23 protein-coding genes and 1 riboswitch are annotated in these 18543 nt (G+C 70.6%); of the genes, 11 read left to right on the top strand and 12 right to left on the bottom strand.

Going from position 1 to position 18543, the window contains the following annotated elements; translation table 11 throughout:
* Nucleotides 1-31: 31 nt before the first annotated feature.
* Nucleotides 32-562, bottom strand: coding sequence for a YceI family protein (locus tag ACWFR4_RS17885; protein ID WP_453455864.1), 531 nt, complete (start codon nucleotides 560-562; stop codon nucleotides 32-34).
* Between the two features lie 146 nt (nucleotides 563-708).
* Between ACWFR4_RS17885 and ACWFR4_RS17880 the strand changes: the two genes are divergently transcribed.
* A complete protein-coding gene (locus ACWFR4_RS17880) occupies nucleotides 709-1218 on the top strand; it encodes a MarR family winged helix-turn-helix transcriptional regulator (protein WP_453455866.1) in 510 nt (169 codons plus the stop codon).
* Here the strand turns inward: ACWFR4_RS17880 and ACWFR4_RS17875 are convergent, their stop codons facing one another.
* Together ACWFR4_RS17875 and ACWFR4_RS17870 are read right to left on the bottom strand one after the other, a co-directional pair.
* On the bottom strand, nucleotides 1219-1422 hold the full coding sequence (locus ACWFR4_RS17875; protein ID WP_453455926.1) for a hypothetical protein: 204 nt from the start codon (nucleotides 1420-1422) through the stop codon (nucleotides 1219-1221).
* Complete coding sequence (locus ACWFR4_RS17870; RefSeq protein WP_453455868.1) at nucleotides 1419-1712, bottom strand: hypothetical protein; 294 nt, start codon at nucleotides 1710-1712, stop codon at nucleotides 1419-1421. Before ACWFR4_RS17870 ends, ACWFR4_RS17875 begins: the two co-directional genes overlap by 4 nt.
* Before the next feature lie 41 nt (nucleotides 1713-1753).
* Between ACWFR4_RS17870 and ACWFR4_RS17865 the strand changes: the two genes are divergently transcribed.
* The 3 genes from ACWFR4_RS17865 (at nucleotide 1754) to ACWFR4_RS17855 (ending at nucleotide 3104) form a co-directional block, all read left to right on the top strand.
* The gene (locus ACWFR4_RS17865) at nucleotides 1754-2599 is read left to right on the top strand and encodes a helix-turn-helix domain-containing protein (RefSeq protein ID WP_453455871.1); all 846 of its coding nucleotides are present in this window, start codon (nucleotides 1754-1756) and stop codon (nucleotides 2597-2599) included.
* Nucleotides 2574-2783 (top strand): DUF397 domain-containing protein, encoded by a 210-nt coding sequence (locus ACWFR4_RS17860; RefSeq protein WP_453455874.1) that lies wholly within the window; start codon nucleotides 2574-2576, stop codon nucleotides 2781-2783. Before ACWFR4_RS17865 ends, ACWFR4_RS17860 begins: the two co-directional genes overlap by 26 nt.
* 84 nt (nucleotides 2784-2867) lie before the next feature.
* Nucleotides 2868-3104 carry a hypothetical protein gene (locus ACWFR4_RS17855; protein WP_453455877.1) on the top strand — a complete coding sequence of 79 codons (237 nt, stop codon included), beginning with the start codon at nucleotides 2868-2870 and terminating at the stop codon, nucleotides 3102-3104.
* A 22-nt stretch (nucleotides 3105-3126) separates the two neighbouring features.
* On the opposite strand, the gene ACWFR4_RS17850 is transcribed toward ACWFR4_RS17855, so the two are convergent.
* Nucleotides 3127-3420 carry a hypothetical protein gene (locus ACWFR4_RS17850; protein WP_453455879.1) on the bottom strand — a complete coding sequence of 98 codons (294 nt, stop codon included), beginning with the start codon at nucleotides 3418-3420 and terminating at the stop codon, nucleotides 3127-3129.
* 318 nt (nucleotides 3421-3738) lie between these two features.
* Here ACWFR4_RS17850 and ACWFR4_RS17845 point away from each other — a divergent pair, with 318 nt between their 5' ends.
* Nucleotides 3739-4035: a hypothetical protein gene (locus ACWFR4_RS17845; protein WP_453455882.1), complete on the top strand. Its 297-nt coding sequence runs from the start codon at nucleotides 3739-3741 to the stop codon at nucleotides 4033-4035.
* 37 nt (nucleotides 4036-4072) lie between these two features.
* Here the strand turns inward: ACWFR4_RS17845 and ACWFR4_RS17840 are convergent, their stop codons facing one another.
* The 5 genes from ACWFR4_RS17840 to thrC form a co-directional block, all read right to left on the bottom strand.
* Nucleotides 4073-4783, bottom strand: a complete 711-nt coding sequence (locus ACWFR4_RS17840; RefSeq protein WP_453455885.1) for a DUF6215 domain-containing protein — start codon at nucleotides 4781-4783, stop codon at nucleotides 4073-4075.
* 154 nt (nucleotides 4784-4937) lie between these two features.
* Nucleotides 4938-6563 carry a chaperonin GroEL gene (gene groL, locus ACWFR4_RS17835; protein ID WP_100595711.1) on the bottom strand — a complete coding sequence of 542 codons (1626 nt, stop codon included), beginning with the start codon at nucleotides 6561-6563 and terminating at the stop codon, nucleotides 4938-4940.
* 319 nt (nucleotides 6564-6882) lie between these two features.
* Nucleotides 6883-7086: a cold-shock protein gene (locus ACWFR4_RS17830; protein ID WP_005315736.1), complete on the bottom strand. Its 204-nt coding sequence runs from the start codon at nucleotides 7084-7086 to the stop codon at nucleotides 6883-6885.
* A gap of 451 nt (nucleotides 7087-7537) precedes the next feature.
* Nucleotides 7538-7813: a MoaD/ThiS family protein gene (locus ACWFR4_RS17825; RefSeq protein WP_116512354.1), complete on the bottom strand. Its 276-nt coding sequence runs from the start codon at nucleotides 7811-7813 to the stop codon at nucleotides 7538-7540.
* Between the two features lie 47 nt (nucleotides 7814-7860).
* Nucleotides 7861-9147: a threonine synthase gene (gene thrC / locus ACWFR4_RS17820; RefSeq protein WP_227295520.1), complete on the bottom strand. Its 1287-nt coding sequence runs from the start codon at nucleotides 9145-9147 to the stop codon at nucleotides 7861-7863.
* Nucleotides 9148-9164: 17 nt separating this feature from the next.
* Nucleotides 9165-9296, bottom strand: a riboswitch (SAM riboswitch).
* 180 nt (nucleotides 9297-9476) lie between these two features.
* On the opposite strand from thrC, the gene ACWFR4_RS17815 reads away from it, so the two are divergent.
* The 3 genes from ACWFR4_RS17815 to ACWFR4_RS17805 all read left to right on the top strand — a co-directional run bounded on the left by ACWFR4_RS17815 (nucleotide 9477) and on the right by ACWFR4_RS17805 (nucleotide 12728).
* A complete protein-coding gene (locus tag ACWFR4_RS17815) occupies nucleotides 9477-10424 on the top strand; it encodes a glucosyl-3-phosphoglycerate synthase (RefSeq protein WP_382761323.1) in 948 nt (315 codons plus the stop codon).
* A 37-nt stretch (nucleotides 10425-10461) separates the two neighbouring features.
* The gene (locus ACWFR4_RS17810; protein ID WP_453653192.1) at nucleotides 10462-11220 is read left to right on the top strand and encodes a hypothetical protein; all 759 of its coding nucleotides are present in this window, start codon (nucleotides 10462-10464) and stop codon (nucleotides 11218-11220) included.
* Between the two features lie 110 nt (nucleotides 11221-11330).
* Nucleotides 11331-12728: an alpha,alpha-trehalose-phosphate synthase (UDP-forming) gene (locus ACWFR4_RS17805; protein WP_453653190.1), complete on the top strand. Its 1398-nt coding sequence runs from the start codon at nucleotides 11331-11333 to the stop codon at nucleotides 12726-12728.
* A 9-nt stretch (nucleotides 12729-12737) separates the two neighbouring features.
* On the opposite strand, the gene otsB is transcribed toward ACWFR4_RS17805, so the two are convergent.
* The 3 genes from otsB to ACWFR4_RS17790 all read right to left on the bottom strand — a co-directional run bounded on the left by otsB (nucleotide 12738) and on the right by ACWFR4_RS17790 (nucleotide 15209).
* A complete protein-coding gene (gene otsB / locus ACWFR4_RS17800) occupies nucleotides 12738-13592 on the bottom strand; it encodes a trehalose-phosphatase (protein ID WP_453653188.1) in 855 nt (284 codons plus the stop codon).
* 47 nt (nucleotides 13593-13639) lie between these two features.
* On the bottom strand, nucleotides 13640-13858 hold the full coding sequence (locus ACWFR4_RS17795) for a DUF3263 domain-containing protein (RefSeq protein ID WP_453455920.1): 219 nt from the start codon (nucleotides 13856-13858) through the stop codon (nucleotides 13640-13642).
* An 88-nt stretch (nucleotides 13859-13946) separates the two neighbouring features.
* Nucleotides 13947-15209 carry an ABC transporter substrate-binding protein gene (locus ACWFR4_RS17790; protein WP_453455898.1) on the bottom strand — a complete coding sequence of 421 codons (1263 nt, stop codon included), beginning with the start codon at nucleotides 15207-15209 and terminating at the stop codon, nucleotides 13947-13949.
* A gap of 208 nt (nucleotides 15210-15417) precedes the next feature.
* On the opposite strand from ACWFR4_RS17790, the gene ACWFR4_RS17785 reads away from it, so the two are divergent.
* The 3 genes from ACWFR4_RS17785 to ACWFR4_RS17775 all read left to right on the top strand — a co-directional run bounded on the left by ACWFR4_RS17785 (nucleotide 15418) and on the right by ACWFR4_RS17775 (nucleotide 18527).
* Nucleotides 15418-16365: an ROK family protein gene (locus ACWFR4_RS17785; RefSeq protein WP_453455901.1), complete on the top strand. Its 948-nt coding sequence runs from the start codon at nucleotides 15418-15420 to the stop codon at nucleotides 16363-16365.
* Nucleotides 16365-17510, top strand: a complete 1146-nt coding sequence (gene nagA / locus ACWFR4_RS17780; RefSeq protein WP_453455903.1) for an N-acetylglucosamine-6-phosphate deacetylase — start codon at nucleotides 16365-16367, stop codon at nucleotides 17508-17510. The genes ACWFR4_RS17785 and nagA overlap by 1 nt, the downstream gene beginning before the upstream one ends.
* An 84-nt stretch (nucleotides 17511-17594) precedes the next feature.
* Nucleotides 17595-18527: a 1-phosphofructokinase family hexose kinase gene (locus ACWFR4_RS17775; RefSeq protein ID WP_453455906.1), complete on the top strand. Its 933-nt coding sequence runs from the start codon at nucleotides 17595-17597 to the stop codon at nucleotides 18525-18527.
* Nucleotides 18528-18543 lie beyond the last annotated feature (16 nt).

Genomic DNA, 18543 nt, shown 5'->3' with positions numbered 1-18543 from the left:
TCTGAGCCGGGGCCCGCACGGGCCCCGGCTCTCAGCTTTCCTGTACGCCGCCCAGCACTCGCGTGAAACGGAGCGACCCGGCGACGGCGGTCAGCCCGCGCAGCATCCCCAGCTGGTTCCACTCCATGCCGAACTCCGCCCGGTCCACGGTGAATTCGGCCGCCAGCGTGACCGCGTCCGCGCCCTCCCGGGTCAGCCGCACCGGTACGGACACCGGCCTGCCGACACCGCGCACGGTCAGCTGACCGTCCACCTGCGCCGCGGCGTCCGCACCGGTCTCGACACCCCGCACCTCGAAGGTGATCTCGGGGTGCTTCTCGACGTCGAAGAAGTCCGCCGAGCGCAGATGGGTGTCGCGCTTGGCGTTCTTGGTGTCGAGCGAGGCGACGCCCAGGGTCACGGCCCCGGTGACGGTCCCGTCCGGCCCGACCTCACCGCCCCCGCCGACGACACCGAAGGCGCCCTTTACGGTGACGAGCCCCCACATGGTGCGGTGCTTGAGCGCGACGGTGGAGGCGTCGGCGTCGAGCTGCCACTGCCCCGTTTCCACGGCGACGGTCATGACTTCTCCCGATTGCTGATCACTGAGCACGGATCACTGAGCTTGATTAATCCAAATTTGGACCACTCGCGCATCTCAAGGTAGCCACTGATCCAAATTTGCACAACCGGTAGGGCAAATTTGGACAACCGGTAAACTCGGACCCCATGAGCGACGACGCGGCAGAACCCGACGAGAGCCCGTCCGGCTGTCCGAGCGGCGGCGCCGGCCTGCTGCCGCCCGAGCTGCGCGCGTGGATGCTGCTGCTCGCGGCCACGGGAGGCGTGGAACAGCGGCTGCGCTCCGTCGTCAAGGAGCAACTCGGCGTCTCCCACGACGAGTTCCTCATCCTGTGCCTGCTCGCGGAGGAGAAGGGCGAGTCCACGGAAGGCGGCGTCCGCATGACCCGCATAGCCGACCTGCTCGGCCGCCCCAAGACCCGCCTCACCTACCAGGTGGCCCTGCTCCAGCGCGCCGGACTCGTCACCCGCGCCTCGGCCTGCGGCGACAGGCGCGGCGTCGAGGTCGCCCTCACCGACAAGGCCCGCACCCTCCTGCGACAGGCCTCGGCCGCCCTGGCCACCACGGTCACCGACGCCATCACCCAGTTCGTCGGCGCCGCCCAGCAGGAGGCACTGCACAGCCTCATCCCCGCGCCTGAAGAGGCGCGTAGCTGATCAGGGCAGTCGCCCCTCCCGGTTCACCACCCTCACCCGCGCCCTCAGCTCCTCCGCGACGGGCGCCTGGTCCACCGCCTCCGGCGGACAGTCCCACTCGCGCCCGCCGCCGGGCGGCCGCAACTGCACGTAACCGCCCTCGCGCCCCATGACCTGCCCGACGCGTCCGTCCCGTACGTCGATCACGTACGCGCCGATGTTCACGCGCCGCGCCTGTCGTGCAGTACGGCGACCAGCCGCATCGCCGTATCGAGGTTCACGCATCCCAGGTCCACCAGCGGATAACCGACCTCCCCCGCCGCCGACACGGGGTCGACCCGCAGGGACGGCAGCAGCACGCCCAACACCCCGAGTTCGGACCGCAGTTGCGCGATGGTCTCCTCGACCACTCGCAGCCGCTCCGCGTCCCGCACCGCCATCGCCCGCTCCTTCACGCCAAGTTCCGCCTTCACCACCCAGCGTGACGGGGCCGGCTCTACGCTTTCCAGAGCCACCGGCCCAACAAACCCCTTTGTTGCCCTGGGAGTCGATGCACGTGACCGGACCGAAGGATCTCGACCCCGCCTCCCGCCGCGTCATGGTCGGCGAGGAACTCCGCCACGCGAGAGAGCGGGCGGGCCTGACCCAACAGGCCCTGGGTGAGCTGCTGTTCGTGAGCGGGTCGTACGTCGGCCAGATGGAGGCGGGTACGCGCAGGATCCTGCCGGACATGGCGGAACGGCTGGACGAGGCGCTGGGGGCGGCCGGTTTCTTCGTCCGGCACTGCGTGAAGGCAAACGAGTCGAAGCACCCCGAGCACTTCGCGGAGGCGGCCGAGGCGGAGGCCATCGCGATCGAGATCAGGCAGTACGAGTCGCTGCTGCTCCCCGGCCTGCTGCAAACACCGGCTTACGCCCGCGCGGTCTTCCTGGCCTACCAGCCCACGGCTCCGGAAGAGGCGATCGACAAACTGGTGGCGGCCCGGATGGAGCGCACCCGCCTCCTCGACAATCCAACAAAGCCCTTGTTGTGGGCAGTTCTGGATGAGGCCGCCCTGCGACGGGAAGTCGGCGGACCTGCGGTGATGGCCGAGGCCCTACGCCATATCGCCGCTCTGATCGGCAGGCGCCGGGTGATCGTTCAGGTGGTGCCATTCTCAGCGGGGGCACACGCCGCTTTGGAGGGTTCGCTCAAGCTCATGTACTTCAGGGACGCACCGCCGCTCTCCTTCGTCGAGGCTTCCAGCATGGGGCAGTTGACCGATGATCTGGCAACAGTCGCCCGCCACCAGCTGTCCTACGATCTACTCAGGGCCGATGCACTCACTCCGAGACAATCGCTGGCCCTGATCGCAGCAGTGGCGGAGGATTACACGCATGAAGATCACGCATCCGGAGCCTGACGTCACCTCGACCACCTGGTACAAGTCCTCGTACAGCGGCGGCAGCGGCGGCGACTGCCTCGAAGTCACCCACGACCACCCCGGGCTGGTCCCCGTCCGCGACTCCAAGAACCCCGACGGCCCGAAGCTCGTGCTCCGGGCGGAGGCCTGGACCGCGTTCATCGACGACCTGCGCCGACACTGACCGGACCCCGCCCGAAGCCTCAGCCCCGAGCCCTGCTTTCAAGGATGGGGAGGAGGGTTTCAACCCACCCTCCCGGCCGCCCTGGTGCGGCGCCGCCTCGTCGACAAGCTCCCGCCCGAACCGGCGCCCCGCCCGCCGCTACGGGTCCTGGAGTGCGCGACCTGCGCCGCCCCGGAACGACCGGAAGCGCTGACCGGAGGCCGCTGCCGCCTGTGCCTGGGCGAACCCCGGCCCGCCCGGCCCGCACCCCCGCTGACCCTCACCCCGGAGACGGTCCGCACCTATGCGGGACGCATCCGTACGGCGATGCGCACCCGCTGACATCCCGCCCGCGAGGGGCGGGTCAGAGCCGCAGGCCGCACCAGCCGGGTGCGGATCCGGACGGTGCCGGCGGCGCAGGGCTCCCGAAGTAGTAGACCCCGGGCTCGTAGCACGGGGCCGGTGCGAACCCGGGTGACACCAGGCCGGCCGCCTCCGCCTCCTCGTTCGACATGATCACCGTCTGGTGCGGCGGCTCCGGATCGGCGGCGTACGCGCCCGGGGCGAACACCGCCACCACCGCCGAAGCCGCCAACACCCCTGCCACCAGAGCCCGCACGGGCATGTTCATCGTCATGCCCGGCGCAACGAACGACACCGCGTCAGGTCACCCCGGAGCACCGTCCGCGAGCCCCGATGCCCCGCGACATCGTTCAAGCCGCAACCACCTTCACAGGCCGCACCCTGGATCGACGGCGAGGGCCGCATCGTCCGCGCCCGGACGGACCTGACCTGGGCGGGGTCCGCATGACCGTCACGCTGTCGCTGTCGCAGCACGTCAAGCCGGTCCGGGTGGCGGTTCCCGACGCCGGGCAGACCTCCCCGTGCCCGAGTTCGACGGCCTCATGCTGGGCTGATCGCCCTGCGGACACTCTCTCCGCATGCGACCCGCCCCGCCGTCCCTCATCCTGAATTTATGGCTGAGAGCACGTTCTCGAAGATTTCCTGGACCGAGTTCCGCCCCGACCAGCGGCGGCTTGCCGTCGGCGCCCTGCTGGCAGGCGCCGGGATGCTCGTCGCCACCGCGGGCGTCGGCGTACTCGTCTACGAACTGGCCCGCGCGGGCCGCAACTGGACCGGCAGCTGGGAGGTGCCGCCCACCGAGATGGCGTCCCGGGCCTTCCACCAGGCGCAGACCGCCGCCCAGAGCGCGGCCCAGGCCGGCCGGGAGGCCTGGACCAGCTACCAGGAGTCGCCCGTTCAGCGCGGCTAGGGCCTGCCCGGCGGATCTTGTCGCGGGACGCGGGCCGTCACTTGGCGGGCGCCCACCCCGGGATCCTCGGCAGCACCTTCCCGGCGACCTGGAACAGCACCGTGTCGTCCGGCACCGCGCCGTCCGAGCGCCACAGCGTCAGCTCGAAGGAGCCACCCTTGTCCTTCGCGTCCTGCGCCACGGACAGAACACGGGCCGGGACCCCGGGAGCGCTGCTCGAATCGCTGCCGTCGAGGCGGAACCTGATCCTGATGGTGCGGTCCGAGTAGAGAACCGCCCGGCGGCCCAGGAACGTCCGCCGCTCCTGCGTGTCCCCGAAGAGGCCGGCGGTGTCGGCGACCGGATGGCCGTCGTAGGTGCCCTCCAGCGTCACGGTGTACGTCTCGAACTCGACCCGCGCCGAGGGCGTGGAGATCTCGCGCCCACCGGCCGTCTTGACCGAACTCCCGCTACCCGACGCGGACTTCGCGATCTCCGTCGGCGTGCCGAGCAGTTCGGCGAGGTCCCGCCGGTTGAGCACTCCGCACAGTTGCTCGCCGGAGACCTGCCCCGCCGTCTTACCGGCCTTCGCGCCCTTCTCGGCCTCCCCGCCCGAGCAGGTCGCCGGCTTCGGCTCGTCGCTGCTCTCGGCGTCCGTCTTCGCGATCACCCAGAACCCGATGGCGAGCGCGGCCACCAGCGCCACGGCCGATATCGCCTGTCCCCACGCGTTCATGCCCTTCTCGGGCACGTCGTCACTGTCGGCCATGTCCCCCACCTGCCCCGATCCCCTGACATATGCCCGGGGACCCTAACCCGTGATCACCGGGCGGACAAGGAAAACCGACCGGGGAACGCCCGAGGGCGGCACCCCTCGTGAAGAGGAGTGCCGCCCTCGGAAAGGACAGGCTGAACCGTCAGGCTCAGAAGTCCATGTCACCGCCCGGCATGCCGCCCGGAGCGCCGCCCGCGGCGGCCTTCTCCGGCTTGTCGGCGATGACGGCCTCGGTGGTGAGGAACAGCGCGGCGATCGACGCGGCGTTCTGCAGCGCGGAACGCGTGACCTTCGCCGGGTCGAGGATGCCCTCGGCGATCATGTCGACGTACTCGCCGGTCGCGGCGTTCAGGCCGTGGCCGATGGGAAGGTTGCGGACCTTCTCCACGACGACGCCACCCTCGAGACCACCGTTGACGGCGATCTGCTTGAGCGGGGCCTCGAGCGCGAGCTTCACGGCGTTGGCGCCGGTCGCCTCGTCACCGTCGAGCTCGAGCTTCTCGAAGACCGCGGAGGCCTGGAGCAGGGCCACGCCACCACCGGCGACGATGCCCTCCTCGACGGCCGCCTTCGCGTTGCGAACGGCGTCCTCGATGCGGTGCTTGCGCTCCTTGAGCTCGACCTCGGTCGCGGCACCGGCCTTGATGACCGCAACACCGCCGGCGAGCTTCGCCAGGCGCTCCTGCAGCTTCTCGCGGTCGTAGTCGCTGTCCGAGTTCTCGATCTCGGCACGGATCTGGTTGACGCGACCCTGGACCTGGTCGCTGTCACCGGCGCCGTCGACGATCGTCGTCTCGTCCTTGGTGATGACGACCTTGCGGGCGCGGCCGAGCAGGTCGAGACCGGCGTTCTCCAGCTTGAGGCCGACCTCCTCGGAGATGACGGTGCCACCGGTGAGGATGGCGATGTCGCCGAGCATGGCCTTGCGGCGGTCACCGAAGCCCGGGGCCTTGACGGCGACGGACTTGAAGGTGCCACGGATCTTGTTGACGACCAGGGTCGACAGGGCCTCGCCCTCGACGTCCTCGGCGATGATCAGCAGCGGCTTGCCGGACTGCATGACCTTCTCGAGCAGCGGAAGGAGGTCCTTCACGTTGCCGATCTTCGAGTTGACGATCAGGATGTACGGGTCGTCGAGCGACGACTCCATGCGCTCCATGTCGGTGGCGAAGTACGCCGAGATGTAGCCCTTGTCGAAGCGCATGCCCTCGGTGAGCTCAAGCTCGAGCCCGAAGGTCTGCGACTCCTCGACGGTGATGACGCCTTCCTTGCCGACCTTGTCCATCGCCTCGGCGATGAGCTCGCCGATCTGGGTGTCGGCGGCGGAGATGGAGGCCGTCGAAGCGATCTGCTCCTTGGTCTCCACGTCCTTGGCCTGCTCGAGCAGGGCGGCGGAGACGGCCTCGACGGCCTTCTCGATGCCACGCTTGAGGGCCATCGGGTTGGCGCCGGCCGCGACGTTGCGCAGGCCTTCCTTGACGAGCGCCTGAGCGAGGACGGTCGCGGTCGTCGTGCCGTCACCGGCGACGTCGTCCGTCTTCTTCGCGACCTCCTTGACCAGCTCGGCGCCGATCTTCTCGTACGGGTCCTCGAGCTCGATCTCCTTGGCGATGGACACACCATCGTTGGTGATCGTGGGGGCGCCCCACTTCTTCTCGAGGACGACGTTGCGACCCTTGGGGCCCAGGGTCACCTTGACGGCGTCGGCGAGCTGGTTCATGCCGCGCTCGAGGCCGCGCCGTGCCTCCTCGTCGAACGCGATGATCTTGGCCATGTGAAGTGGTCCTCCCGGACGGGGTGGAAACGCAAACGGACCGTGCTGGTGCCCGCGACGGACGGCCTGCGTGCCGTGTGGTTCCTTGCCCCACCCGGCCTGCGAGCCTCACCGACCCGATCCAAGTTCTGTCACTCTCACCTTCAGAGTGCTAACGCAATGATTAGCACTCGGCCTAGGAGAGTGCAAGCGCCTCCGGCAGACGCGCGGTCCCCGCGGACGGCCCGCACGGGCCGCGCGTGCACGCACGAGAGGCCCGCACCCCTCGCGGGGTACGGGCCTCTCGGCGTGAGTGTGTCGGTGGCCGATCGCGCCGAGATCAGACGGCGAGCTTGACCATGTCCGCCTGCGGACCCTTCTGGCCCTGCGAGATCTCGAATTCGACTCGCTGACCCTCTTCAAGGGTGCGGTATCCGTCCATCTGGATGGCGCTGTAGTGGACGAATACATCCGCACCACCGTCGACCGCGATGAAGCCGTACCCCTTCTCCGCGTTGAACCACTTGACGGTGCCCTGAGCCATGACTAACTCCCCTATTACTGGCCCTTGCACAGGCCCGCACTTCGCGGACCCGGGTCAGACCTCACGCCCCATTGGTTGGAGGTGTGCGCCGGAACGCGTCGACCGCGGCTGAATGTATCTGCCCAACTGCCCTCTGCAACAGGTCAATCGGACGAGAATTCTGGGCGCGGCAGAGCGGTAATAAGCGGCGCAGTCACTGGATTCCGGGGCAACTCGGGCCCGACAAATGCCACGAACACCCGATAAGGGCTGGGCACTTTGGCTGCTTCTTGTCGGACGGCGGCCGACTTCATATATGCGCTAGGCACAGGCGCGAAGCTCGCTTCCCAACTCTACCGCGCTCAACCATGCAGAATTGCCCCCTCCGTTTCTCTCGCGGAGGGGGCAATTCAGGTGACTCTGTGTGGCCTTGCAAGGCCGGGCGATCAGCCGCCGGCACTGTGCCCGATGGTCAGCCTCCGGCGACGGCCGGGATGATCGAGACGCCCGCGCCTTCCGGCGTCGCCGTCTCCAGGCCCTGCTCGAAGCGAACGTCGTCGTCGTTGACGTACACGTTCACGAAGCGGCGCAGCTTGCCCTGGTCGTCCAGGACGCGGGCCGCGATGCCCGTGTGGTTCTTCTCCAGGTCGGCGATCACCTCGGAGAGGGTCGCGCCCTCGGCGGCGACCTCGGCCTTGCCGCCGGTGTAGGTGCGCAGGATGGTGGGGATGCGGACGTTGACGCTCATGGGGGCTGCAGCCTTTCCGTGCGGGGGTCGCGGGAGTGCGCGGGTCTTCAGTGGGCGAGGCCCGCGTCGCGGAACGCGTCCAGGCTCGGGCGGATGGTGGCGGTCGCCTGGGACGTCTCGGCGACCGCGTCGAGGGTCTTGAGGCCGTCGCCGGTGTTGAGGACGACGGTGGTGAGCGTCGGGTCGATCAGGCCGGCCTCGATCAGCTTCTTCGTCACGCCGACCGTCACACCGCCCGCGGTCTCCGCGAAGATGCCCTCGGTCTGCGCCAGGAGCTTGATCGCCTCGACGACCTGCTCGTCGTTGACGTCCTCCACGGCGCCGCCGGTGCGGCGGGCGATGTCGAGGACGTACGGGCCGTCGGCCGGGTTGCCGATGGCCAGGGACTTGGCGATCGTGTTCGGCTTCTGCGGCCGCACGACGTCGTGACCGCCCTTGTAGGCGACGGACACCGGCGAGCAGCCCTCGGCCTGGGCGCCGAAGAGCTTGTACGGCTTGTCCTCGACGAGGCCGAGCTTGATCAGCTCCTGGAGGCCCTTGTCGATCTTCGTGAACTGGGAGCCGGACGCGATCGGGATGACCAGCTGGTCCGGGAGCCGCCAGCCGAGCTGCTCGCAGATCTCGTACGCAAGCGTCTTGGAGCCCTCGCCGTAATACGGGCGCAGGTTGACGTTGACGAAGCCCCAGCCCTCGCCGAGCGGGTCGCCGATGAGCTCGGAGCAGAAGCGGTTGACATCGTCGTAGTTGCCCTCGATGCCGACGAGTTCGCCGCCGTAGACCGCGGCCATGACGACCTTGCCCTGCTCCAGGTCGTGCGGGATGAACACGCAGGAGCGGAAGCCGGCGCGGGCCGCGGCGGCGCCGACGGCGCCGGCGAGGTTGCCGGTGGAGGAGCAGGACAGGGTGGTGAAGCCGAAGGCGCGGGCGGCCTCGATGGCCTGGGCGACGACGCGGTCCTTGAAGGAGTGCGTGGGGTTGCCGGAGTCGTCCTTGACGAACAACTTGCCCTGCTCGACGCCGAGTTCACGGGCGAGGTTGTCGGCCTTGACGAGCTTGGTCCAGCCGGGGTTCAGGTTCGGCTTCTCGGCGACGTCGGCCGGGACGGGCAGGAGAGGGGCGTAGCGCCAGATGTTGGCGGGGCCGGCCTCGATCTCCTTGCGCAGCGACTCGGGGTCGCCGACCGGGAGGTCGTAGGAGACTTCGAGCGGCCCGAAACACTCGGCACAGGCGAAGATCGGTCCGAGCGGGAAGCTGGTGCCGCACTCGCGGCAGGAAAGCGCCGAGGCGGGTCCGAGATCAACAGAAGTGGTGGTGGCGACAGTCTGCGCAGCCATGATGGCGAGGCCCTTTCTCCTCATCTTCCTCGCGGCGCATCTCGCCACGAGACGGAATTGGCACCTTCCCCACCTGGACCTCGACAAGGTCGGCGGGAGGGTTGCCGGGACTTCAACGGGCCGTATCCCTCTGTCCCTCTGGATGAGCGCTATTCGGTTGTTGAGCTGGCACTTGATCACTCAAGCGCGGCGGCGACCCCGACATGCGATGGTCACCGGCGTTGTTCAAGACTGTAACCGAAGGCCTGGACGCTTGAGATAGTCGTCCGAACCGCGAGATGGATCACAGTTCGTGATCAGACAGTTCAGACAGTGAGGAGCCGCGCACCGTGCTGGAAGAAGTTGAGCGCTGGCTGAGCAGGCGTTCCTGGTCGGTGTCGGACCGCCCGCTCCCTCAGCTGATCGCCGCGAAGCGCGCATCGGGCACCTCGGTGAGCGTGGTACTGCCCGCGCTGAACGAGGAGGAGACGGTCGGCGAGATCGTCGCCGAGATCCGGCGCGCCCTGATGACGGAGCGGGTGCCGCTGGTCGACGAGTTGGTGGTGATCGACTCGGGCTCGACGGACCGTACGGCCGAGGTCGCGCGGGCCGCCGGGGCGCGCGTCGTGCACCGGGACTCGATCCTGCCGAGGATCCCGGCCGTGCCCGGCAAGGGCGAGGTGCTGTGGCGCTCGCTGCTCGTGACGGGCGGCGACATCGTCTGTTTCGTCGACGCGGACCTGAAGGAGTTCTCCGCGGACTTCGTCTCGGGGATCGTGGGCCCGCTGCTCACGGATCCCGGCGTGGACTTCGTGAAGGCGATGTACGACCGCCCGCTCGGGTCCGCCGCGGGCCAGGGGGGCCGGGTCACGGAGCTGGTGGCGCGCCCGGTCCTCAATCTGCACTGGCCGCTGCTTGCGGGGTTCGTGCAGCCGCTCGGCGGCGAGTACGCGGCCCGCAGATCGCTCCTGGAGCGCCTGCCGTTCCCCGTCGGTTATGGAGTTGAGCTCGGTCTTCTCGTCGACGCGCTGCACACGGTGGGCCTGGACGCGCTCGGGCAGGTCGACGTCGGGGTGCGCAAGCACCGGCACCAGGACGGGCAGGCGCTCGGGCGGATGGCCGCGGCGATCTACCGCACCGCGCAGCTGCGGCTCGCACGTGGGCACCTCGTGCGTCCGGTGCTCACCCAGTTCGAGCGCGGGGAACAGGGATTCGAGCCGCGCACGCACGACGTGGACACCGAGGAACGCCCTCCGATGACCGAAATCACCGAGTACGCGGAGCGCCGCGTGGCGTAGCCGAGGGCAATCGTATGTTTTGCCTACATTGCCCTTTATGTGGCTCAGACAAGTTTCGGGTGAGCGACGGCTGCGCGCAGCCGCGACCCGCACCGCCGGGGCGCTCGTCGCCACGGCCACCGCACTGACGGCGCTCGGCGCCGCGGCCCCCGTCCCGGCGGACGTGGTCGCGCCGTTCACCAAGCGCTACGACGAATCGCTGTACGGCGACTTCGTGACCATCGGCAACACGGTCAAGATCGAGAAGCCGCAGCCCCCGGCGCCGCCCGCCCTGCGCATCACGAACGTCCCGGAGCGGCCCGCCGTGCCGCCGTGCGAGGAGACCGGGAACACCGTCACGATCACCGACTTCTCGGCCAGGAAGCGCACCGGCGCCACCGTCGAGTGGCCCGTGACGGCGGGCTCTGCCCCGGTCGCCTCCGCCGGGAGCGTCACGAAGCGGGGGTCCGTGTACGTCTGGAAGGGTGACGTCGCGGCCCACGGCAAGGTCGTCATCACGCAACGCGTGAAGGCGTCCTGCACGGCGGGCGAGGCCACCGTGATCACCGTGACGGCCGTCGTGCCGCGCACCAACTGCCCGAAGGCCCGGCACGGCGGGGGCGACCCGTGCACGTCGGTCGTCACCGCCAGACGGGAGCAGGCCCGCCCGGCCCCACCTCAGGACTCGCACCGGTCGCACGGCAGCGAGCTGGCCGACACCGGTGACTCGGACATGCTCCTGTACAGCGGTCTCGCGGCGGCCCTGTTCGGGCTCGGCGTCCTCGCGGTGGCAGCGGCGCGCAGCCGGCGTGACTGACCCGCGCGGGTAACCGTCGCGGCAGGCGAACGGCGGATCGTATACGGCCGGGCTCCCACGGAGTCCGGCCGTACGTTTGAGCGTTTACGAGCCGGGCTACGTTTGCCCGTATGGCTTCCACGCAGGGTGCACAGATCCTCGTCGCGTCCAACCGCGGTCCGGTCTCGTACGAGCTCGGGGCCGACGGGACGCTCGACGCGCGGCGCGGCGGGGGCGGGCTCGTCTCCGGGCTCTCCGCGATCGGACAGGACCCGGACGGCGCGAGCGCGATGTGGGTGTGCGCGGCTCTCGGCGAAGGCGACCGCGAGGCGGTGCGGCGCGGTGTCGGGGAGCCGGGCGTGCGGATGCTCGACATCGACCGCGAGGTGTACGCCGACGCGTACAACGGCATCGCGAACTCGGTCCTCTGGTTCGTCCACCACATGCTCTACCAGACGCCCCTGGAGCCGGTCTTCGGGCCACAGTTCCGTGCGCGGTGGGCGTCGTACGAGGCCTACAACCGGGCGTTCGCCGAGGCGCTGGCCGCGGAGGCCGCGCCGGGTGCCGCGGTCGTCGTGCAGGACTACCACCTGGCGCTCGTGCCGGGGATGCTGCGGGAGCTGCGCGGCGACCTGCGCATCGGACACTTCTCGCACACCCCGTGGGCGCCGGTCGACTACTTCCGGATGCTGCCTGACGACATCGCCGGGCAGCTGCTGCGGGGAATGCTGGGCGCGGACCGGCTCGGGTTCCTGACGCGGCGCTGGGCGGACACGTTCACGGCGTGCTGCGAGGCCGTGGTGGGCGGCACGTTCGGTACGGAGATCGGGGTGCACGGCCTGGGCGCGGACGCGGACTTCCTGCGGGAGCGCTCGCGCCGCCCCGACGTCGAGGAGCGTCTCGCCGCGCTGCGGGAGCAGATCGGCGGCCCGGACCGCAAGGTGATCGTCCGTGTGGACCGCACGGAGCTGTCGAAGAACATCGTGCGCGGCCTGCGCGCGTACGGGCTCCTCCTCGACGAGCACCACGAGTGGCGCGAGCGGGTGGTGCACGTCGCCTTCGCGTACCCGTCACGCCAGGACCTCGCGGTCTACCGGGAGTACACCGACGAGGTGTCCCGGGTCGCCGAGGAGATCAACTCCCGCTTCGGTAGCGAGAGTTGGACCCCGGTCGTGCTCCATGTGAAGGACGACTTCGCCCGCTCCCTGGCCGCGTACCGGCTGGCCGACGTGGCGCTGGTCAACCCGATCAGGGACGGCATGAACCTCGTCGCCAAGGAGGTCCCGGTCGTCTCCGACGAGGGCTGCGCGCTGGTCCTGTCGCGGGAGGCGGGGGCGTACGAGGAGCTGGGCGACGACGCGCTCGTGGTGAACCCGTACGACGTGTCGGCGACCGCCGAAGCCCTGCACACCGCGCTGCTCATGGGCGACGGGGAGCGCGCCGAGCGCACGAAGCGGCTCGCGGCCGCGGCGACCGCGCTGCCGCCCGCCCGGTGGTTCCTCGACCAGCTCAACGCGCTGCGGGGCTAGACCGGGGGGTCAGGTCCGGGAGCTCATCGCCCGGGCCAGGCCCGACAGCAGCCCCACCACTCCCTCCGGCCCGTCCACCACCACGTCCGCCCGTTCCGCCAGCTCCGTGACCTCCGAGCTGCCGCTGCACACCAGCAGGCCCGGCACCCCGTCCTTGCGAAGCTCGTCGACGGCGGCGAACGCGGGCAGGTCGCCGAGGTCGTCGCCCCCGTAGAGGACCGACGTCGCGCCCACTTCCCGTACGTACGCACTGAGCGCGGCGCCCTTGTCCGTGCCGGGCGGCCGCAGTTCCAGGACGAGGCGGCCGGGCTCGACGATCAGGCCGTGCCGGGCCGCGAGGTCGGACAGGGGCGCGCGCAGCGCCTCGAACGCCGCCTGCGGGTCGGCCGCGCGGCGCGTGTGGACGGCGACGGCACGGCCCTTCTCCTCGATCCACGTGCCGCGCCAGGCGCCCACGGACTCCAGGACACCGGGCAGTTCGGCGCGGACGGCCGCGACACCGGGGTGCGGGGCGGGGGCGTGGACCGTGCCGGTGACGGCGTCCCAGCGCTCGGCGCCGTAGTGGCCGAGGACCACGAGGTGTTCGAGGCCCGCGATGCCCGCGAAGCCGCCGTGGCGCACGGCGACGCCCGCGGGTCGGCCGGTGATCACGGCGACGGAGGCGACCTGCGGTGCCAGCGCGGCGAGCGCGTGGACGGCACCCGGGTGGGCGCGGGCCTGTTCGGGGTCGGGCACGATCGGCGCGAGCGTGCCGTCGAAGTCGAGCGCGATCACGGCCCGCGCGGGGTCCGAGAGGAGTGCGTCGAGGCCGTCACGCCCGGCGGAGGTCACAGGCGACGGCAGGTCGTGCTGAGGGCTGCCCATGCGCCGAGCCTATCCGCGGGAGGCGGACCGTACGCCTGGCGTGCGGGTCAGCGTTCCTCGCGGCGCGCGTCCCGTACCCGGCGCAGCCGGTTGACGGTGACCGGGTCGTGGGCGAGGGCCCTCTGGTCGTCGAGGAGCGCGTTGAGCAGCTGGTAGTAGCGCACCGGGGCGAGCCCCAGCTCCTCGCGCACGGCGCGCTCCTTGGCCCCGGCCGACGCCCACCCGCGCCGCTCCAGGGCGAGGACGCCCTGCTCACGGGAGGACAGGGCGCCGGACGTCTCCTCGGCGGACTCGGGCTGGGATCCGGGCTCTGGCTCTGACTCTGCGTACGGCGGTTCGCTCACGGCAGCGACGCTACTCCGCGTTCTCCGCCGCGTCGGCCGCCCGCTCCAGCCGGCCGAGGGTGGCACCCGGGTTGCCGTTGGGGCCGACGGTCGAGCCGATCTCGCGCTTGACTCCGGCGCTGACCTGGGCCCAGGACGTCTTGCCGACGGGGTAGAGCTCCGAGTTCTGCAGTTCGCCGAGGAACTTCCAGAGCTTCTGGTCGCGCTTGTCGTCGGCCATCGTGTCCGACGCGGAATTGGTGACCGGCAGGAGGTCGTACTCGCGGGAGAAGTCGAGGACGTTCTTCTCGCTGTAGACGTAGTCGAGGAACTTGCCGATCTGGTCCTTGTGGCCGTTCTGCCGGAACGCCATCATCCAGTCGGCGACGCCCATGGTCGACCGGGCCCTGCCGTTGATGCCGGGCATCGGCACCATGCCGAACTTCACGCCCTTCTTGGCGGCCATCTGCATCAGCGTCGGGTGCCCGTTGAGCATGCCGACGTCACCGCGCGTGAAGGCCGCGAAGGCCTGCGCGCGGTCGAGCTTGGCGGGCGGCGTCGGGCCGGTGAGCCCCTGGCCGACCAGGTCGTTCTTCAGCCACTCGAAGGTCTTGACGTTCTGCGGGGAGTCGAGGCTGTAGGTGCCGACGTCGTCGGTGTAACCGGAGCCGCCGCTCAGCATCCACATCATGGTCTCGGCCTGCGCCTCTTCGGGGCCCAGCGGCAGCGCGTAGGGGATCTTCACGCCGCGCGCCTTGAGAGCCTTGGCGTCGGCCTGGAGCTGGGCCCAGGTCTGCGGCGGGGTCAGGCCAGCCTTGTCGAAGAGGGTCTTGTTGTAGAACAGCAGCCGCGTGGAGGACGCGAAGGGCATGCCGTACTGGACGCGGGAGACCTCACCGGCGTCGGCGAGCTGCGGCAGGAAGTCGGACTGCACGGGGATGGAGAGCAGGTCGTTCGCGCTGTAGAGCTTGCCGCTCGCGGCGTAGTCGGAGTACGCGCCGATCTGCGCCATGTCCGGCGCGTGGCCGTCCGCGACCATCTTCTTGACCTTGGCGTCGACGTCGCTCCAGGAGTAGACGCTGACGTCGACCTTGATGCCGGGGTTCTTCTTCTCGAAGGCGGCGGACAGCTTGTCCCAGTACTTCTGGGAGCTGTTCGCCGGGGAGTCGCCGTAGTCGGCGGCCACCAGCTTCAGGGTCACGTCGTCGGAGCCCGGGCCCCCGCAGGCGGCCAGCGTCGCCGCCATGCCGAGCGCGGCCACCGCCGCCGTCAGACCTGTCATGCGCCGCTGCACAGCCGGTTTCCCACCCTCTTGATGTCGCTCGTCAGGATTTCGGACCCGGAATGCTCACGAGGCCCGGCCATAAGGTCTACACCACACGGGTTTCGCACTCGCAACGGGCCTTCGCCGGGAAAGCGGAAACGCATCATCCGTACACATCGACGCAAGATCCATGCAAGTGGACTAGACCTCTCGAGGGTCAAGGCGCGAGACTGTCCCCGTGAGACATGTCATCGCCCTCGATGTGGGCGGCACCGGAATGAAGGCCGCGCTGGTCGGGGCCGACGGCACCCTGCTCCACCAGACGCGGCGCGCCACCGGCCGCGAGCGCGGGCCCGACGCGGTCGTCGAGACCATACTCGGCTTCGCCGCCGACCTGCGCGCGTACGGCGAGGAGCACCTCGGGGAGCCGGCCGCCGCGGCCGGCGTCGCGGTGCCCGGCATCGTCGACGACGAGCACGGCATCGCCCTGTACGCGTCGAACCTCGGCTGGCGCGACGTGCCGATGCGCAGACTGCTGAGTGAGCGGCTCGACGGCATCCCCGTCGCCCTCGGCCACGACGTGCGCACCGGCGGCCTCGGCGAGGGCCGGCTCGGCGCGGGCAAGGGCGCGGACCGCTTCCTGTTCGTACCGCTCGGCACGGGCATCGCCGGCGCCATCGGCATCGGCGGCCGCATCGAACCCGGCGCGCACGGCTCGGCCGGCGAGATCGGCCACATCGTCGTACGCCCCGGCGGCACGGACTGCAGCTGCGGCCAGCGCGGCTGCCTGGAGCGCTACGCGTCCGCCTCGGCGGTCTCGCTCGCCTGGGCCGAGGCCACCGGCGACCCGGAGGCGGACGCCGCGGACTGCGCCAAGGCCGTCGAGTCCGGTGACCCCAGGGCGCGGCAGGTCTGGCTGGAGGCCGTGGAGGCGCTCGCCGACGGGCTCGTCACGGCGCTCACTCTGCTGGACCCGCGCACCCTGATCATCGGTGGCGGTCTGGCCGAGGCGGGGGAAACCTTGTTCACACCACTGCGGGCCGCCGTCGAGGAACGCGTGACGTTCCAGAAGCTGCCCACGATCGTCCCGGCGGCCCTCGGGGACACCGCCGGCTGCCTGGGCGCGGGCCTGCTCGCCTGGGACCTGCTCGCCCTGTCCACCGATTCCACGGAGGTAGTCGCCTGATGGCCGCTCTGAATGTTCTCTCCGGCGCCCGCGTCGTCCTGCCGGCCGGCGTCGTCGAGAACGGACGCGTGATCGTGGACGGCGCGAGGATCGCCGGCAGCGCGCCGGCCGGCGCCCCCTCCACCGATCTCACCGGCCACTGGGTCGTGCCCGGCTTCGTCGACATGCACAACCATGGCGGAGGCGGGGCTTCCTTCACCTCGGGATCGATCGACGACATCCTCAAGGGCGTCCGCACGCACCGCCTGCACGGCACCACGACGGTCGTCGCGTCCTTCGTCACCGGCGAGACGGACTTCCTCACCCAGCGCGCGGGCCTGCTGTCCGAGCTGGCCGAGCAGGGCGAGATCGCGGGCATCCACTTCGAGGGCCCGTTCATCTCCCCGTGCCGCAAGGGCGCCCATGACGAAACGCTCCTGCGCGACCCCGACCCGGCCGAGGTCCGCAAGCTGCTCGACGCGGCGCGCGGCCGGGCCAAGATGCTCACCCTCGCCCCCGAACTCCCCGGCGGCATCGACTCCGTGCGCCTCCTCGCCGAGCACGGCGTGATCGCCGCGATCGGCCACACCGACGCCACGTACGAGCAGACCGTCGAGGCGATCGACGCGGGTGCCACCGTCGCCACGCACCTCTACAACGCCATGCCGGCCATCGGCCACCGCGCCCCGGGACCCATCGCGGCGCTCCTGGAGGACGAGCGGATCACCGTCGAACTCATCAACGACGGCACGCATCTGCACCCGGCCGCCCTGGAGCTGGCGTTCCGCCACGTGGGCAGCGGGCGCGTCGCGTTCATCACCGACGCCATGGACGCGGCGGGTTTCGGCGACGGCCGCTACATGCTCGGCACCCTGGAGGTCGAGGTGAAGGACAGCGTCGCGCGGCTCGTCGAGGGCAACTCCATCGCCGGCTCGACGCTCACCCTGGACCGCGCGTTCAAGCGCGCCGCCACCATCGACAAGCTGCCCGTCGAGGACGTCGTCCGCGCGATCTCCGCCAACCCGGCCCGCCTCCTCGGCGTGGACGACAGGGTGGGCTCGCTGGAGCCCGGCAAGGACGCCGACCTCGTGGTTCTCGACGAGGACTTCGAGCTCAAGGGCGTCATGCGCAAGGGCCGGTGGATCGTGGAACCCCGGCTCGCGTGAGGTCTGGGCCTACCGCCCGGTCTTTGGCATGATCAGACCGCGTTACTGAAGGTAGTTCCGAACTGAGGGGTGGGCTGGGGTCTCGTGATCCTCACGGTCACACTGAACGCCGCGCTGGACATCACCTACGACGTGCCGGCGCTGCACCCGCACGCGTCGCACCGCGTCACCAAGGTCACCGAACGCCCCGGCGGCAAGGGCCTCAACGTCGCGCGCGTGCTCGCCGCGCTCGGCCACGACGTGACCGTCACCGGCTTCGCCGGCGGCGGCACGGGCCGCGCCCTGAGGGAACAGCTCGTGGACTCCCCCGGCATCCGGGACGCGCTCGTCCCGGTCTCGGGCGCCACCCGCCGCACCATCGCCGTCGTCGACGGCGCGTCAGGCGACACGACCCAGCTCAACGAGCCGGGCCCGCTCGTCGCCCCCGCCGAGTGGTCCGCGTTCACCGAGGCCTACGAGAAGCTCCTCACGTCCGCGTCCGCGGTGGCCCTGTGCGGCAGCCTCCCGCCGGGCGTCCCCGTCGGCGCGTACGCCCAGCTGGTCCGCGCGGCCCGCGCCGCGTCCGTGCCCGTACTGCTCGACTCGTCCGGGGAACCGCTGCGCCGGGGGCTCGCGGCCCGCCCCGACATCATCAAGCCGAACTCCGACGAGCTCGCCGAGCTCACCGGCTCCCACGAGCCGCTGCGCGCCACCCGTGACGCCCGCCGCCGCGGCGCGCACTCCGTGGTCGCCTCACTGGGCCCTGAGGGCCTCCTCGCGGTCACCCCGGACGGCAGCTGGCGCGCCCCCGCCCCGGACCGCGTGAAGGGCAACCCGACGGGCGCCGGCGACTCGGCGGTCGCCGGCCTGCTCTCGGGCTACGTGGAAGACCTGCCGTGGCCGGACCGCCTGGCCCGCGCGGTCGCCCTGTCCGCGGCGACGGTACTGGCCCCGGTGGCCGGGGAGTTCGACCGCGCGGCGTACGAGGAACTGCTCGGCCGGGTCGCGGTGACCCAACAGACGACGACAGCGGCCTAGGGCTCCCGCCCCGGCC

Source organism: Streptomyces sp. NPDC055140, from assembly GCF_053607285.1.
Note: the sequence above shows the minus strand (reverse complement) of the source record. Positions and strands in the feature narration are given on the sequence as shown.